Source organism: Aquimarina agarivorans (assembly GCF_000218485.1).
Lineage (GTDB): Bacteria > Bacteroidota > Bacteroidia > Flavobacteriales > Flavobacteriaceae > Aquimarina > Aquimarina agarivorans.
Genome location: NZ_AFPB01000068.1, coordinates 14,757 through 29,817, shown reverse-complemented (window position 1 = coordinate 29,817; position 15,061 = coordinate 14,757). Strand labels below are relative to the sequence as shown.

Sequence of the window (15,061 nt, the reverse complement as noted above, 5' to 3'; positions counted from 1 at the left end):
AAGCTTCATCAACTAGTGTTACTTTTTTTTGAAATCATAATAACAAATTTTAATATTTGACCTTTCAAGGTAGTAAAAAGCTCACGACTGGTAAGGAGGTTTAGTTCAACATATTGCATTAGAAAAGAAAGTGCGTCAAAGTAACTAAATGTTTTACATACAACTATCTGTGTTGAGTTGTATCAGTTGTATGTAATGATGAATACATACAACTACAATAGAATTATATACTTATTACTACTTGAATAACATAATGGACTACCCAATAAATTTGGTAGTAATGTACTCTATTAGTAAACAAAATAGAAAAATATTCAGTATCAAAATTCTTCTGTAATACTGAATTAACCATAAACCAACTAACCTTGATAGTTTTATTTATTTACTAAAATACTCTTCCATATTTTCTCTATCCAAAGGAATAGAAGTAATGATCAGTTTACCTAAGTCTATTTGTCCAAAATCTGAAAGGCGATATAAATAATATCCCTTTGTATCTTTCTTGCTTTACTTTTTTAAAACCTGATAAATATCATATTTTAAAACATCCATAAAGACCAAATTTGTTCGAGGTATATAGAGCAAATTAGTATAATATGGAAACCTGTTTTCACTGTGGAGACCCTTGTTTAGACAATGTAATAGCGCATCAACAAAAGAATTTTTGTTGTCACGGCTGCAAAACGGTTTTTGATATTTTAAATGATAACGACTTATCCTATTACTACGATTTAGAGCAAACTCCTGGAATTAGTCCATTACAAATTGAAGGGAAATTTGACTTTTTAGACAATAAAGAAATTGCTACAAAATTTCTAGAATTTGATGAGCAAAACACACAAATTGCTTCTTTTTTAATTCCATCAATACATTGTAGTTCTTGTATTTGGGTATTGGAAAACCTAAACAAGTTAAATTCAAACATAAAAACATCACAAGTAAATTTCCCTGAAAAAACAGTACGGATTACTTTTGATTCCGATGTTTTAGATTTAAAAAAAGTAGTACTACTCTTGTGTAAGATTGGTTACGAACCTTATATTTCTTTAGAAAATTTTAATGCTAAATCAAGTGCCAAAGACTACTCTTTAATTTACAAATTAGGAGTTGCAGGTTTCGCTTTTGGAAATATTATGTTTCTTTCTTTTCCCGAGTATTTTGAGGTTACTGAATTTTGGTTAGAAAAATTCAAACACGTTTTCCGTTGGTTAATGTTTGCTTTTTCGCTGCCCGTAGTTTTTTATAGTAGTCGCGACTATTTTGTTAGCGCTATTAAAGGTCTACGCTCTAAAATATTGAATATTAATATTCCTATAGCACTGGGTATCTCGGTACTGTTTATCCGTTCAACTTTAGAAATTGTAATGGATTGGGGAACTGGCTTTTTTGATAGTCTTTCAGGCTTAGTTTTCTTTTTGTTATTAGGTAAATTTTTTCAGCAAAAAACCTATTCCTTTTTGTCTTTTGAAAGAGATTATAAATCCTATTTCCCAATAGCGATTACTCGGATTATTAATTCAGCTACAGCTAAAAAAACGGAAGAGCAAACACCAGTTTACGAACTCAAAAAAGGCGATCGAATTATAATCCGTAATTCCGAGCTAATTCCTGTAGACGCTATTTTATTAAAAGGAAACGGTCTTATTGATTACAGCTTTGTAACTGGTGAAGCTATTCCTGTTACTAAAATATCAGGAGATAAAGTCTTTGCTGGCGGGAAACAACAAGCAGGGATTATTGAATTAAAAGTCCTTAAACCTGTAGAGCTAAGTTATTTAACTCAATTATGGAGTAAAGATGTATTTAACAATCAACAACAAACTCCTTTTGAAACTATTACGGATAGTATAAGCAAACGTTTTACAGTTGGAATTTTAAGTATTGCTTTTTTAGCTTGTATTTTTTGGTTGGTTTACGATCCTAGTAAGGCATTAAATGTATTTACAGCAGTACTCATTGTAGCTTGTCCTTGCGCTATAGCACTTGCTGCACCATTTACTTTAGGGAATTTATTACGTTTTTTTGGTAAAGAAAAGTACTACCTAAAAGAAGCAAACGTACTCGAAAAAATGGCTTTGGTCGACACGGTGGTTTTTGATAAAACAGGAACACTAACACATAACCATAATAATATAATTACTTACGAAGGAATCCCGTTAACTGCGGATGAAGAGCAATTACTATACAGTACACTAAGAGTTTCAAATCACCCATTAAGTCGATCGTTATATGCTATTTTAGAAAAAAATAACATTAGTACTTTAGACGATTTTTCAGAACGCATAGGTGAAGGAGTCAAAGCCACAGCTAGCTCACATACAATTAAAGCAGGAAGTTATGCTTTTGTTACCAAAGAAGAAATACTTGCCAAATCAAACGAAAAAAGTCCTTCAAAAACCACCGTTCATATCAGTAGTAATAACCACTATAAAGGCTTTTATGTTTTCCATAATGAATATCGAAAAGAAATAACCGAAGTATTTAAAAGCTTATCGCAAACCAAAGAGGTAATGGTGCTCTCTGGAGATAATGCTGGAGAAAAATCAACTTTAGAAAAATTAGTCCCTACAAATACCAAATTGTTTTTCAATCAAAAACCAGAAGATAAACTCAATTTTATTAAAAAATTACAAGCACAGGGTAAAAATGTGATGATGATAGGAGATGGCTTAAACGATGCTGGAGCGATTAAACAAAGTGATATAGGCATTGCCATTTCAGAAAATGTAAATGTATTTTCTCCAGCTTGTGATGGTATTTTGGATGCCTCGAAATTTAAGAATATTCCACAGTTTTTTAAACTTTCAAATAAAGGAACACAAATTATTAAATGGAGTTTTATACTGTCCCTATTTTATAACTTAATCGGGCTTTCATTTGCTGTTACAGGACATTTAAAGCCTATTGTTGCAGCCATATTAATGCCCTTGAGTTCTATTAGTATTGTTGTTTTTACAACACTGAGCACTTATTATTTTGGAAATAAAATTTTAAAAAAATAGCTATGATAAATTTTGCCGATCCTAATCCAATGCAACATTTTAATAATTGGTTTTATAGTGTGAAAAATGCATATCCTGAAATCGAAGTCAACGCAATGTCATTAGCTACTATTGGTAAAAATAGACTTCCTAAAAGCAGAGTGGTTTTATTAAAACAATTTGATTGGGAAGGCTTTCTGTTTTACACCAATTATAAAAGTGAAAAAGGAAAAGCTATAGACAATAATAATAGCGTCTGTCTTTCTTTTGATTGGAGTATGGCAGATAAAGAAGTTTGTATAACAGGTCGCGCTATTAAAATTGAAAAATTTATTTCTGAAGCCTATTTTGAAAACCGTCCCACTGGTAGTCAATTAGGAGCTTGGGCTTCCGAACAAAGTGAGGTAATATTTAGTAGAGAAGATTTAGAAGTTGCACTTCAGTTTTATGAAAAAAAGTTTAATGACAAGCCCGTTTCAAAACCTGAACATTGGGGTGGATATAAAGTCTTTCCTGAAATCATCCAATTTTTTACAAAAGAAAGTCAACAAACACAATTAATAACAAGCTATAAGCTACAAAGCAACTTTTTTTGGGGTGTTACAACGCATTACGAAAAAAATGATTTTTAAACATAAAAAAATGAACAAACACACCTTTCACATCCCAGTAATGGGAATTGGCTTTACCATTGATACCCCTTTAAAGGTAGCTCATTTAGGTATTGATTCCGTAATTTCATTAGTAGATGACTCACTAATTGAAAAAATTCGTAAAAAAATAAGTAACACTTTTGGTATTAATTATACTGAAATTAATGAAACTACGACCGATCATAGAGCCAAACGCATTACAACCTATTTAGATTTACTCCAAGGTTTAACGCAGAAAAAGTTTAAAGGATTACAGGAAAATTTAAGCAAAAATTCTCAGGCATTGTTAGATTACTGTAATATGTTTCCTAATAATGAAACTTCATTGATTGAAGAGTTTTCAGGTTTATTTAGCACCGATTCTACATCAAGTATTAAAGAATGGGTATTAAAAAACACTCGTTTAGGAAGTATTGATGTAAACATTATGACCAAAGTGGATAAAGAGAATTTTAAAGATAATGAAAAACTAGCTTCGATTTATAAAGATGCGCACGCAGCCCTACGTGGTTTTGCACAAAGTAATTTAAATTCATCGGTAGTACTCTCGGCAGGTTTGAATCCTCGTTTGTACAGCTATATACAAGAATTTGATAATTTTTTTCCTGATGTAAATGGTCTGATCAAAAAACGTATTATTTTAAAAGTTAGTGATTTTAGATCTGCATTAATACAAGGAAAGTTCTTAGCCAAAAAGGGGATTTGGGTTTCCGAATTTAGAATAGAATCGGGTTTAAATTGTGGCGGACACGCTTTTGCAACCGATGGATATTTAATGGGACCTATTTTAGCTGAGTTTAGAGACAAAAAACAAGAATTAATCGATGAGTTAGATGCTATCGTTAAAAAAGCACTTCTGCAATTAGATAAAACGGTTCCTACCAAAAAAATGACTCTTAAATTAACTGCTCAAGGTGGAGTGGGTACTGAAAAAGAGCATCAATTTTTATTGGATCATTATCAATTAGATTCAATTGGCTGGGGAACTCCATTTTTATTAGTACCAGAAGCGACCACTGTAGATCAAAAAACCTTAACTCAGTTAGCTTCAGCAAAAGAAGAAGATTTATATTTAAGTGATATTTCTCCATTAGGGATTCCTTTTAATAATCTAAGAGGAAATACAAAAGATGCCGAAAAGCAACTAAACATCGATAAAAACAGACCTGGTAGCTCCTGCCCTAAAAAATATGTTGCTATGAATAAAGAGTTCGACGAAAAAGGATTGTGTACAGCCTCGCGTCAATATCAACATTTAAAAATAAAAGAGTTAGAAACCAAATACTTATCCAAAGAAGCTTACGCTAAACAATTTTCTAAAATAATTGAAAAATCATGTACCTGTGTGGGTTTAGGGACATCTGCACTTTTAGCATACGGTATTGAAACCAAAAAAGAAGGTACAGGTGTTTCTGTTTGCCCAGGGCCAAATATGGCATACTTTAATCAAATTACCGACTTAAAAACTATGATTGCTCATATTTATGGTGAAGTCAATTTAGTAACCACTAAAAATAGGCCTCATATGTTTGTAAAAGAATTAGGCATATATATAGATTATTTAAAAGAAAAAACTAGCTGTTTTATAGATGACTCTAAAAAGAAATACTTTTTGAAATTTGCCAATAACCTTGAGGAAGGAATAAAGTATTACCAAGAAATAAGTAGTTCTCTATCTAAAACCTCTCTGCACTTAGAAACAGAATTAAACGAAAGTATCGCGAAAAACAAACAGTTATTAATAGTCTTAAAAAGTAATTTATCTAATATCTAAATAAACAAAATACACCTCATTTTCCCAATGCCTTTATCAATAAAGTATAGAGGCTTTTTTATACTTAATAAGTTTACTGAAAAAACAATCAAAAAAAGTCAAAACCTGATAAATATCATCTTTTATGATTTACTCAAATCATAGTTTTACACTATAATTCAGGTAGTGGTATGAGTATTATTTATATGCTTTTAGCAATTAGTATTGTAGTAGCAATTGTGTTTTTTATAGCTTTTATAATCTCCGTTAAAAACGGGCAGTATGATGATATCTATACGCCATCTATCCGAATGTTGTTTGAAGACGAATTAAGCAAAGATGACGACAATATCAATCCTAAAAATTAAACTGAACTAATATCAATACATTAATAATATGAACGTAGAAAAGTTTTATTATGATAACAAAATCGTCCAAAAATTCATTGTAGCTACCATGTTATGGGGAATTGTAGGGATGAGTGTAGGTTTGCTACTTGCTTTTATGTTTTTATACCCCAATTTAACCGAAGGTATATCATGGTTAAGTTTTGGTAGATTACGCCCATTACACACCAATGCTGTAATTTTTGCCTTTGTAGGTAATGCTATTTATGCAGGAATATACTATTCAACACAGCGATTATTAAAAGCTCGTATGTGGAAAGATTGGTTAAGTAATTTTAATTTTTGGGCTTGGCAGGCTATTATTGTCGGTGCAGTAATTACACTTCCATTAGGGTATACAACCTCAAAGGAATATGCCGAATTAGAATGGCCTTTTGATATTGCGATAGCCTTGGTTTGGGTAGCTTTCGGAGTTAACTTAATAGGAACAATATTGAAACGTAGACAACGACATCTATATGTAGCCATTTGGTTTTACTTAGGAACATTTGTTACTGTAGCCGTATTACATATTGTGAATAGTATGGAGCTTCCAGTAAGTGCATTAAAAAGTTATTCCGTTTATGCAGGTGTTCAAGATGCTTTAGTACAATGGTGGTATGGCCATAATGCTGTTGCTTTCTTTTTAACAACGCCATTTTTAGGATTGATGTATTACTTTGTTCCTAAAGCAGCGAATAGACCCGTGTATTCTTACCGTCTATCTATTGTTCACTTTTGGTCATTAATTTTTATTTATATCTGGGCTGGTCCACACCACTTATTATACTCAGCCTTGCCAGATTGGGCGCAAAATTTGGGGGTGGCCTTTTCTATAATGTTATTAGCTCCATCTTGGGGAGGAATGATAAATGGGTTACTAACATTACGAGGTGCGTGGGATAAGGTGCGTACCGACCCAGTTTTAAAATTTATGGTCGTAGCCATTACGGGTTATGGAATGGCCACATTCGAAGGGCCAATGCTTTCGCTGAAAAATGTAAATGCGATAGCTCACTTTAGTGACTGGGTGATTGCTCACGTACACGTAGGTGCCTTAGCTTGGAATGGTTTTTTAACTTTTGGTATGATCTATTGGATAATTCCTAAAATGTATAAAACTACTTTGTGGTCGACTAAGCTGGCTAATATTCATTTCTGGATAGGTACACTAGGTATTATTCTATACGCACTTCCAATGTACGTAGCAGGTTTTGTACAAGCTTCGATGTGGAAACAATTTAATCCAGATGGTACACTTACTTATGGGAATTTCTTAGAAACTATAAGTGAGATTATACCAATGTACTGGATGCGAGCCATAGGAGGAAGTATGTTTATTATAGGGGCATTAGTGGGTATCTATAATTTAATTATGACCGCTAAAAACGGCAGTACCGTTACCGATGAACTAGCTGAAGCTACCCCATTACAAAAAGTAACAAGAAAACGAACCAAAAAAGAAGGCTACCATACTTGGTTAGAAAGGCGCCCAGTGCGATTGACTCTTTTTGCAACTATTGCCATATTAATTGGTGGAATGGTGCAAATTATTCCTTCGCTAATTGTAGACGATTACATCCCTGTAATAACAAGTGTAAAACCATATACACCTCTAGAGTTACAAGGTCGAGATCTATATATCCGTGAAGGTTGTGTAGGGTGTCACTCACAAATGATCCGCCCATTCCGCAGTGAAGTAGAACGCTATGGAGAGTATTCGAAAGCGGGAGAATACATTTACGATCACCCTTTTTTATGGGGAAGTAAGCGGACAGGTCCAGATCTAATGCGCGTTGGAGGAAAATATTCGGATAATTGGCACTTGAATCATATGTATGATCCACAAAGTACTTCATCGGGTTCCATTATGCCATCGTACAAATGGCTTATAAAAAACGAACTAGATAAAACCAATACTCAAACTAAAATGCGAGCTATGGTAGCTCTAGGTGTGCCGTATACATCTGAAGAAATTGAAAGAGCCGAAGCTTGGATGATAAAACAGGGAACCAAAATTGAAAAAAACTTGTACGACGATCCTGATTTTGCTAAAACATATGATGCCGATAAAAAGTACGCAAAAGAAAATGGCAAAGAGTTTATAGAAATGCGTAATCGCGAAATAGTAGCCCTTATTGCTTATTTACAACGATTAGGTACAGATATTAAAGTGAAAAATGCTAAAGAAACCACTTCAAATTTAAATGAATAGTTATGCTAAAATTTATAAAAGGAAACTTGGAAAATATAGAAGGGGTACAAGTATATCCCATCATTTCATTACTCATATTCTTCCTCTTTTTTGTGGTGCTTTTTTGGTGGGTGTTTACCGCTAAGAAGTCTCACATTTCAGAAGTAAGTAATATTCCATTGGACGAAGGATTAATCAATAAGCCTAACTAACTATGAAAACAACAGCATCATATTTACGAGTTATAGGAATTACAATAATTGCTTTTTTTCTATTTGAATACATTGCAGGTACCGATGAAGAATTTGCTTTCATTTCTCAACCCATTGTTGGAGCTATTATAGCAGTTGTAGTTATAATATCAATATCAGCAGAAATATGTTTTGAAGCCTTTAAAACTATATTATTTAAGACTCTAAGCCCTGAAGCGAGAGGTAAATATTTAGCGTCAGAAGCCTTAAAAAAAGAAAATCAATTTAAGTGGATTAAAGAATTGTATCAACAATCCTTAGGTAGCAGACCTATAGAGGAAGAACACGAAATAATTCTAGATCATAATTATGATGGAATTCAAGAGTTGGATAATAATTTACCACCGTGGTGGGTATATGGTTTTTATGCAACTATTGTTTTTGCACTAATTTATATGGTTCGTTATCACGTGTTTGATGGTGCCAATCAAGCTAATGAGTACGAGTACGAAATAGCGAAGGCTAAAATCGCTATTGAAGAATATAAAAAAACTGCAAAAAATTTAATGGATGTAAATACTGTAGAACTGCTTACCAATGCATCTGACTTAAAAAGTGGGAAAACTATTTTTATGGAAAAATGTGTAGCCTGTCATAAAGCAGATGGTGGTGGTGGAATCGGACCCAATCTAACAGACCCAAATTGGATTTTAGGTGGAGGTATTAAAAACGTATTCCGAACAATCTCAGAAGGTGGACGTCCATCTAAAGGAATGGTTGCTTGGAAAACAGAACTAAAACCCTTGGAGATGGCACAAGTAGCCAGTTATGTGTTGAGTTTACAAGGCACGACACCTGTAGATCCAAAAGAAGCCCAAGGAGATATCTGGGAAAAACCTTTGCCTAAGAACTAATTGTTGTCTGTTCGAGTGCATTTCTTCCAGAATTTTATATCAAGAACAGATAGCAATTAATAATCAAGAAGTAGTTCTCGATACTATTTTCTATCGAAAATAACTCGAACTGAAACTTATTGATTAGCAAAAACATAAAGAAGATTACTAACTAATTTTTAAATCCAAAAGTTATGAATATACACGAAGCTATACGAGATGTTAGGGAAAGTAAAAGTCCAATTATTAAGGGCCTCCATAAAACAGCGGACACAAAAATTTTAATAATTGGACTTAAGGAAGGTGTTGTTCTTAAAGATCATAAAGTACCCTCAAGTGCAAAAATATTAGAATATTATTATTTAAAACGGTAACTCAAAATTTAATATTAAATACTTACGATAGTTACGAAATTCCGTTAGATGTTGTCCATTCGGTTACTGGAGTTGAAGATGCTATCTTTTTATTGATTTTATCTAAATAAAATGGCAGAACAAGGGCAAAATAATTTTAGAGATACTATCGGCACATTAGATAGTGAAGGAAAACGTGCTTGGGTATTTCCTAAAAAACCTTCGGGTAAATGGTATACTTATCGCAAATATGTGAGTTATGTATTATTAGCTTTTTTGTTCTCTGCCCCTTTTATTAAAGTTAATGGAAATCAATTTTTAATGTTTAATGTATTGGAACGTCGTTTTAATATTATTGGATTTCCATTTTGGCCACAGGATTTTCATCTATTTGTAATTATGATGATTATAGGAGTGGTGTTCGTAATTCTATTTACAGTAGCTCTTGGTCGAATTTTTTGTGGATGGATTTGTCCACAAACTATTTTTATGGAAATGGTTTTTCGTAGAATTGAATATTGGATTGATGGAGATAAAGGAAAACAAATAAAACTTTCCAAAATGCCTTGGAATGGGGAGAAAATCAGAAAAAGAGTATTGAAATGGACGATCTTTTTGATTATTTCATTTTTGATAGCGAATGTGTTTTTAGCGTATCTAATAGGTAGTGATCGCTTGATTCAATACATTACGGATGGCCCTAAAAATCATTGGAGTACTTTAGTATCACTAGCTATTTTTACGGGGGTATTCTACTTCATATTCGCTTGGTTTCGGGAACAAGTATGCATTATTGCTTGTCCATATGGAAGATTACAGGGCATTTTATTGGATAATAAATCTATTATTGTTGCTTACAATCATAAGCGAGGTGAGCGTGAAGAAGGACGTTCTAAATTCAAGAAAAATGAAAATAGAGAATCCATTGGCAAAGGCGATTGTATTGACTGTTTTCAGTGTGTAAATGTATGTCCAACAGGAATTGATATTCGTAATGGGACACAGTTAGAATGTATTAACTGTACGGCATGTATAGATGCGTGTGATTCGATAATGGAGTCGGTAAACTTACCAAGAGGGTTGATCCGTTATGCTAGTGAAGATAATATAGAAAAGAAAAAGAAATTTGAATTTACACCAAGGTTAAAAGGGTATAGCGCAGTATTAGGAATTTTAACAGCAGTGTTGTTAGGAATGCTATTTTTAAGAAATGATATTGAAGCTAGGATTTTGCGTTTGCCAGGTCAGTTATATGAACGGAAGGCAAATAATATTATTAGTAACATATACACCTTTAAGTTAGTGAATAAAACTTCCGAACAAATTGACGATGTAAATTTCAAACTGCTTTCTCACAAAGGAACAATTAAAGTAGTATCTCACAATAGATTTAGTGTCCCTAAACAAGATTTAGCTAAAGGGAGTTTATTTATTGAAATTAATAATAGTGCTCTAAACGGAGATAAGGATCAATTAAAAATTGGAGTCTATAGTAACAATAAATTGATTGAAACAACGACGACGGCTTTTTTAGGGCCTAGGAGTTATAAGTAGAATTGAGAATTGAACGGTGAGATCGATTCGCTTTTAGACAATAGAATATTGAGAAGAGAAGCAGGAGGCAAGACTTCTTAATTTTTGGAGTAGAGAAAATATGAAATTATACTTGATACTTTGTACTGAGGACTTAATACTAAAAAATAAACTATGAAATTTAACTGGGGAACAGGAATTGTTATTGGCATAGCACTATTTATGAGCTTTATTCTCTTTTTTGTTATTAAAATGAGTACGAATAAACAATACAGCCACGATTTAGTTACAGAAGAATATTATGCCAAAGAAATGGCGTATCAAACCGAAATTGATGCGGAAACCAATACCAATAATTTAGTTGAAAGTATCAAAGGAAAACGAGTGTCTGAAGGTTGGTTGATAAACTTTCCTAGCTCAGTAAATACTAAAAAAATAAAAGGAAAAGTATTCCTATATCGACCGTCGAATAAAAAACTAGATTTTGATTTACCCATAGTCTTTTCTGGCTCAAATTTGCTCATACCTGAAAATAATTTGATAGACGGTCGTTGGAACATTACTATTGATTGGACCTACGAAGGAAAACCCTATTTGTATAAAAAAGAAATTATGTACTAATGTTAATCTCAGCACTCATATTTGGTTTATTAGGTAGTTTTCACTGCGTGGGAATGTGCGGACCTATTGCGTTTTTACTTCCTTTAGATCGTAAAAACTCAGCCAAACGGGTGTTACAGTTATTAAGCTATCATTTAGGCAGGATTTTCACCTATGCCCTTTTAGGTTTTTTAATAGGCTTGATAGGTAAGAGTCTCAATTTATTTGGGTTTCAACAACAAATATCAATCAGCATCGGAATAGCAATGATTCTAATAGTATTAATACCTACTAAATTTTTTAATAGATATAATTTTTCAAAACCAATCTATAAAGCTGTTGGTAAAGTAAAAAAAACATTAGGTCAAGAGCTCAAAAAAAAGGATCCTTTTACCTTCTTTACAGTAGGTTTCTTAAATGGTCTATTACCGTGTGGATTGGTATATATGGCCATATTTGGAGCTTTAACAGCAGGTAGTGCTTGGCGAGGAAGTCTATATATGGCGCTATTTGGCTTAGGAACCATTCCATTAATGACTACTGCTATTTATTTAGGTAACTTTTTAAATATAAAATTCAAACAGCGTGTTTTAAAAGTGATTCCTGTAGTGGTAGTTATTATAGGTTTATTGTTTGTTTTACGCGGAATGGGATTGGGTATCAAATATATATCTCCATCAGAAAATGTAGCATTGCCTAAAATTTCGACAAAATATAATTGCCATTAAAAATAATTAATTCAAAACTAATATATTATGAATCGTCTTATGTTGCCTTTAGTAAACTGGGGAATGGGAACTACAATTATTGCAGTATTTGCAGTGGTTTGCGTTATAATGGTTTTAGTAGTCTATTCTATGATTAATTCTGATAAATAAAAGAATTATAACCCATAATAGAAAATGAAGTACTTGTTTTTTAAGTTTAGAATCTTCCCTTTTATCAAGATCAAATTGTCATAGAAAATAATTGAGTTTTGGGCATGTTTCGTTGTAAACGTAAATCAAAGGGAAGACATATATTCCGTACAAATGGTCTTCCTTTTTCAGTTACTATCAACTTTTTGTATTGAAATTCTATTAAACCATCTTTAGCAAGTTCTTCAAGTTTTATAAGTACCTCAGGTAATTCATTGAAGTATGTGTTTTGTGTATCCCAGGAAGTTTCAAACTGACACATTAAATTTAGAATATGTTGCCGGATTATTAGGTCCTCTTCGTTTAAAATATGCCCTCGAAATACAGGAAAAATTCTATCATCTACTAGCTTTTGATATTCCTCAACATTTTTTACATTCTGCACAAAGCTATACCAACTATCACCGATTGAAGAGACTCCTAAACCAATCATAAGCTGTGTTTTATTAGAGCTGTACCCCATAAAATTACGATGTATTGTTTTCTCTTGTTGTGCTATATAAAGATTATCTGTTTTTAAAGCAAAATGATCCATTCCAATTTCAATATAATCTGCTTTTAGTAACATTTTTTTACCCAACTTGTATTGCATTGCTTTTTGTTGTGGAGTAGGAAGATCTGTTTCATTGTAGCCACGTTGTCCGTTACCTTTAATCCAGGGAACGTGTGCATAACTGTAAAAGGCAATGCGATCTGGAGATAATTCTATTGTTTTTTCGATCGTGTTTTTTACATCCACTTCTGTCTGAAAAGGTAAGCCATAAATAATATCGTGCCCTACTGATTTGTATCCAATTTTCCTTGCTGTAATGGTTGCTCGCGCTACGTTTTCAAAAGGTTGAATTCGATTAATAGCCTCTTGTACTTTTGGATTATAATCTTGTACACCGTAACAGACTCTCTCAAAGCCATTCTTATATAAGGTTTCTAAATGCTCTTTAGTTGTATTATTGGGATGACCTTCAAAACTAAATTCAAAAACATCCGCTTTTTTAGCCCTTGAAAAAATACCAAGTAGCAAATACTCCAAATGCTCTGGCGAAAAAAAAGTGGGAGTTCCTCCTCCAAAATGAATTTGTTTGACAATTGGTTTCTTTCCAAATAAATCGCAGTACAACTCAAATTCTTTTAAGATCGAATTTACATAAGGGATCTCCACTGTATGATTTTTAGTAATCCGTTTATTACACCCACAAAATGTACACATACTTTCACAAAAAGGGAGGTGGATATAAAGACTTATTCCTTCAGAGGAGTTACTTTCTTCAAAGCTTTTAAGTAAAGTTTGTTTCCATAACTTTAAGGAAAATGTATCGTTTTCCCAATAAGGAACAGTTGGGTAACTGGTATATCTTGGGCCAGCTACATTGTATTTTGAAACAAGTGTATTACACATAAAAACTGTTTTACAGATTAGTTTTTTGTAGTTTCAAAACTAAAATTTAGTATCTGTTTGAAATATGATATTTATCAGTTTAGTAATAGTAAAAATTAACAATTATTGTATTTTTATTATTAATAACAGTTTATTTTCCATAGTATGAAAACAGTCCTTTTAATTGAAGATGATATTGCTTTAAGAGAAAATACAGCAGAACTTATTGAACTTGCTGGCTATAATGTAATTATTGCCCAAAATGGAAAGATTGGTATTGATTTAGCTAAGCAAAATATTCCTAATATTATTGTATGTGATATTATGATGCCTGAAGTTGATGGCTATGGAGTTTTAGAAGCGCTTACCAATACTCCAGAAACTAATCAAATTCCGTTTATTTTTCTTTCAGCAAAAACAGAACATAAAGAAATTAGAATGGGAATGGATATGGGGGCTGATGATTATTTAACCAAACCCTTTGAGGAAGATGAATTGATGAGTGCTATTGAAAGTAGATTAGCTAAAGCCGAATTAATTTCTTCTCTTTTTAAAGAACAATCAAATTCAAATAGCAAAGAAAATACTGATAGTTTAAGAAACTTGAATGAACTTAAAAACTTTTTTGATGATAATGGCGAAGAATTAAATTTTAAAAAAGGTGAGTTAATATATGCTGAAGGAGATCATTCTAATAAGGTATATTTGATAAGTAGTGGTGTTATAAAAGGACATAAAATGGATGAGAGTGGGAAGCAATTAATTACAGCATTGTATGAAGCTGATTCTTTTTTAGGATTTACCTCTTTTGTAGATAATATACCTTATCAAGAATCCGCTACAGCTATTGAGGATACTCAACTCACAGCGATTACGAAAAATAGTTTAAAAGATATTTTAGAAAAAAATAAAAATATCTCGATAGAATTTATGGGTTTATTAACAAATAATTTATCTGTAATCAAAGATCAACTTTTACAAATGGCCTATAGTTCTGTGCGTAAAAAAACAGCACAAACCATTATTCAATTTGTAGAGGTACTAAATAAAAAGCCTAATGAAACTATTAAAATTTCCCGTAATGATTTAGCTAGTGTAGCAGGAATAGCTACCGAAAGCCTTATACGTACCTTATCTTCATTTAAAAAAGATGGATATATAGCAATTGAAGGTAGAAATATTAGAATTATTGATATCGAAAAACTGAAACTAGTAGATTAAACTTTTTTAGC

The 15,061-nt window shown here is 32.3% G+C and carries 14 protein-coding genes; 13 read left to right on the top strand and 1 reads right to left on the bottom strand.

The window, feature by feature from the left end:
• Positions 1 to 596 precede the first annotated feature (596 nt).
• The 12 genes from GMC_RS0103205 (at position 597) to GMC_RS22510 (ending at position 12,415) form a co-directional block, all read left to right on the top strand.
• A complete protein-coding gene (locus GMC_RS0103205; RefSeq protein WP_010520778.1) occupies positions 597 to 3,002 on the top strand; it encodes a heavy metal translocating P-type ATPase in 2,406 nt (801 codons plus the stop codon).
• Between the two features lie 2 nt (positions 3,003 to 3,004).
• Complete coding sequence (gene pdxH / locus GMC_RS18890) at positions 3,005 to 3,613, top strand: pyridoxamine 5'-phosphate oxidase (protein WP_010520777.1); 609 nt, start codon at positions 3,005 to 3,007, stop codon at positions 3,611 to 3,613.
• Positions 3,614 to 3,623: 10 nt separating this feature from the next.
• Positions 3,624 to 5,408, top strand: coding sequence for a hypothetical protein (locus GMC_RS0103195; protein ID WP_029489575.1), 1,785 nt, complete (start codon positions 3,624 to 3,626; stop codon positions 5,406 to 5,408).
• A gap of 170 nt (positions 5,409 to 5,578) precedes the next feature.
• Positions 5,579 to 5,755, top strand: a complete 177-nt coding sequence (gene ccoS, locus GMC_RS0103190; RefSeq protein WP_010520775.1) for a cbb3-type cytochrome oxidase assembly protein CcoS — start codon at positions 5,579 to 5,581, stop codon at positions 5,753 to 5,755.
• A 28-nt stretch (positions 5,756 to 5,783) separates the two neighbouring features.
• A complete protein-coding gene (gene ccoN / locus GMC_RS0103185) occupies positions 5,784 to 7,988 on the top strand; it encodes a cytochrome-c oxidase, cbb3-type subunit I (protein WP_010520774.1) in 2,205 nt (734 codons plus the stop codon).
• Positions 7,989 to 7,990: 2 nt separating this feature from the next.
• Positions 7,991 to 8,179 (top strand): CcoQ/FixQ family Cbb3-type cytochrome c oxidase assembly chaperone, encoded by a 189-nt coding sequence (locus GMC_RS0103180; RefSeq protein ID WP_010520773.1) that lies wholly within the window; start codon positions 7,991 to 7,993, stop codon positions 8,177 to 8,179.
• Positions 8,180 to 8,181: 2 nt separating this feature from the next.
• Positions 8,182 to 9,072 (top strand): cbb3-type cytochrome c oxidase N-terminal domain-containing protein, encoded by an 891-nt coding sequence (locus tag GMC_RS0103175; protein WP_010520772.1) that lies wholly within the window; start codon positions 8,182 to 8,184, stop codon positions 9,070 to 9,072.
• Positions 9,073 to 9,245: 173 nt separating this feature from the next.
• Positions 9,246 to 9,425 (top strand): hypothetical protein, encoded by a 180-nt coding sequence (locus GMC_RS0103170; protein WP_029489574.1) that lies wholly within the window; start codon positions 9,246 to 9,248, stop codon positions 9,423 to 9,425.
• 111 nt (positions 9,426 to 9,536) lie between these two features.
• The gene (gene ccoG / locus GMC_RS0103165; protein WP_010520771.1) at positions 9,537 to 10,958 is read left to right on the top strand and encodes a cytochrome c oxidase accessory protein CcoG; all 1,422 of its coding nucleotides are present in this window, start codon (positions 9,537 to 9,539) and stop codon (positions 10,956 to 10,958) included.
• A 153-nt stretch (positions 10,959 to 11,111) separates the two neighbouring features.
• A complete protein-coding gene (locus GMC_RS0103160) occupies positions 11,112 to 11,558 on the top strand; it encodes a FixH family protein (protein WP_010520770.1) in 447 nt (148 codons plus the stop codon).
• A complete protein-coding gene (locus GMC_RS0103155) occupies positions 11,558 to 12,265 on the top strand; it encodes a sulfite exporter TauE/SafE family protein (RefSeq protein WP_010520769.1) in 708 nt (235 codons plus the stop codon). Before GMC_RS0103160 ends, GMC_RS0103155 begins: the two co-directional genes overlap by 1 nt.
• Before the next feature lie 27 nt (positions 12,266 to 12,292).
• Positions 12,293 to 12,415, top strand: a complete 123-nt coding sequence (locus GMC_RS22510) for a hypothetical protein (RefSeq protein WP_262481994.1) — start codon at positions 12,293 to 12,295, stop codon at positions 12,413 to 12,415.
• A 70-nt stretch (positions 12,416 to 12,485) separates the two neighbouring features.
• On the opposite strand, the gene hemN is transcribed toward GMC_RS22510, so the two are convergent.
• Entirely contained in the window at positions 12,486 to 13,850 is a 1,365-nt protein-coding gene (gene hemN / locus GMC_RS0103145) for an oxygen-independent coproporphyrinogen III oxidase (RefSeq protein WP_010520768.1), read from the bottom strand.
• Between the two features lie 144 nt (positions 13,851 to 13,994).
• Between hemN and GMC_RS0103140 the strand changes: the two genes are divergently transcribed.
• Positions 13,995 to 15,050: a response regulator gene (locus GMC_RS0103140; protein ID WP_010520767.1), complete on the top strand. Its 1,056-nt coding sequence runs from the start codon at positions 13,995 to 13,997 to the stop codon at positions 15,048 to 15,050.
• The last annotated feature ends 11 nt before the right edge of the window (positions 15,051 to 15,061 follow it).

Bases quoted from the DNA above. Each gene is read 5' to 3' on its own strand.
- GMC_RS0103205 (WP_010520778.1), top strand. From the start codon at position 597: ATGGAAACCTGTTTTCACTGTGGAGACCCTTGTTTAGACAATGTAATA.
- pdxH (WP_010520777.1), top strand. From the start codon at position 3,005: ATGATAAATTTTGCCGATCCTAATCCAATGCAACATTTTAATAATTGG.
- GMC_RS0103195 (WP_029489575.1), top strand. From the start codon at position 3,624: ATGAACAAACACACCTTTCACATCCCAGTAATGGGAATTGGCTTTACC.
- ccoS (WP_010520775.1), top strand. From the start codon at position 5,579: ATGAGTATTATTTATATGCTTTTAGCAATTAGTATTGTAGTAGCAATT.
- ccoN (WP_010520774.1), top strand. From the start codon at position 5,784: ATGAACGTAGAAAAGTTTTATTATGATAACAAAATCGTCCAAAAATTC.
- GMC_RS0103180 (WP_010520773.1), top strand. From the start codon at position 7,991: ATGCTAAAATTTATAAAAGGAAACTTGGAAAATATAGAAGGGGTACAA.
- GMC_RS0103175 (WP_010520772.1), top strand. From the start codon at position 8,182: ATGAAAACAACAGCATCATATTTACGAGTTATAGGAATTACAATAATT.
- GMC_RS0103170 (WP_029489574.1), top strand. From the start codon at position 9,246: ATGAATATACACGAAGCTATACGAGATGTTAGGGAAAGTAAAAGTCCA.
- ccoG (WP_010520771.1), top strand. From the start codon at position 9,537: ATGGCAGAACAAGGGCAAAATAATTTTAGAGATACTATCGGCACATTA.
- GMC_RS0103160 (WP_010520770.1), top strand. From the start codon at position 11,112: ATGAAATTTAACTGGGGAACAGGAATTGTTATTGGCATAGCACTATTT.
- GMC_RS0103155 (WP_010520769.1), top strand. From the start codon at position 11,558: ATGTTAATCTCAGCACTCATATTTGGTTTATTAGGTAGTTTTCACTGC.
- GMC_RS22510 (WP_262481994.1), top strand. From the start codon at position 12,293: ATGAATCGTCTTATGTTGCCTTTAGTAAACTGGGGAATGGGAACTACA.
- hemN (WP_010520768.1), bottom strand. From the start codon at position 13,850: ATGTGTAATACACTTGTTTCAAAATACAATGTAGCTGGCCCAAGATAT.
- GMC_RS0103140 (WP_010520767.1), top strand. From the start codon at position 13,995: ATGAAAACAGTCCTTTTAATTGAAGATGATATTGCTTTAAGAGAAAAT.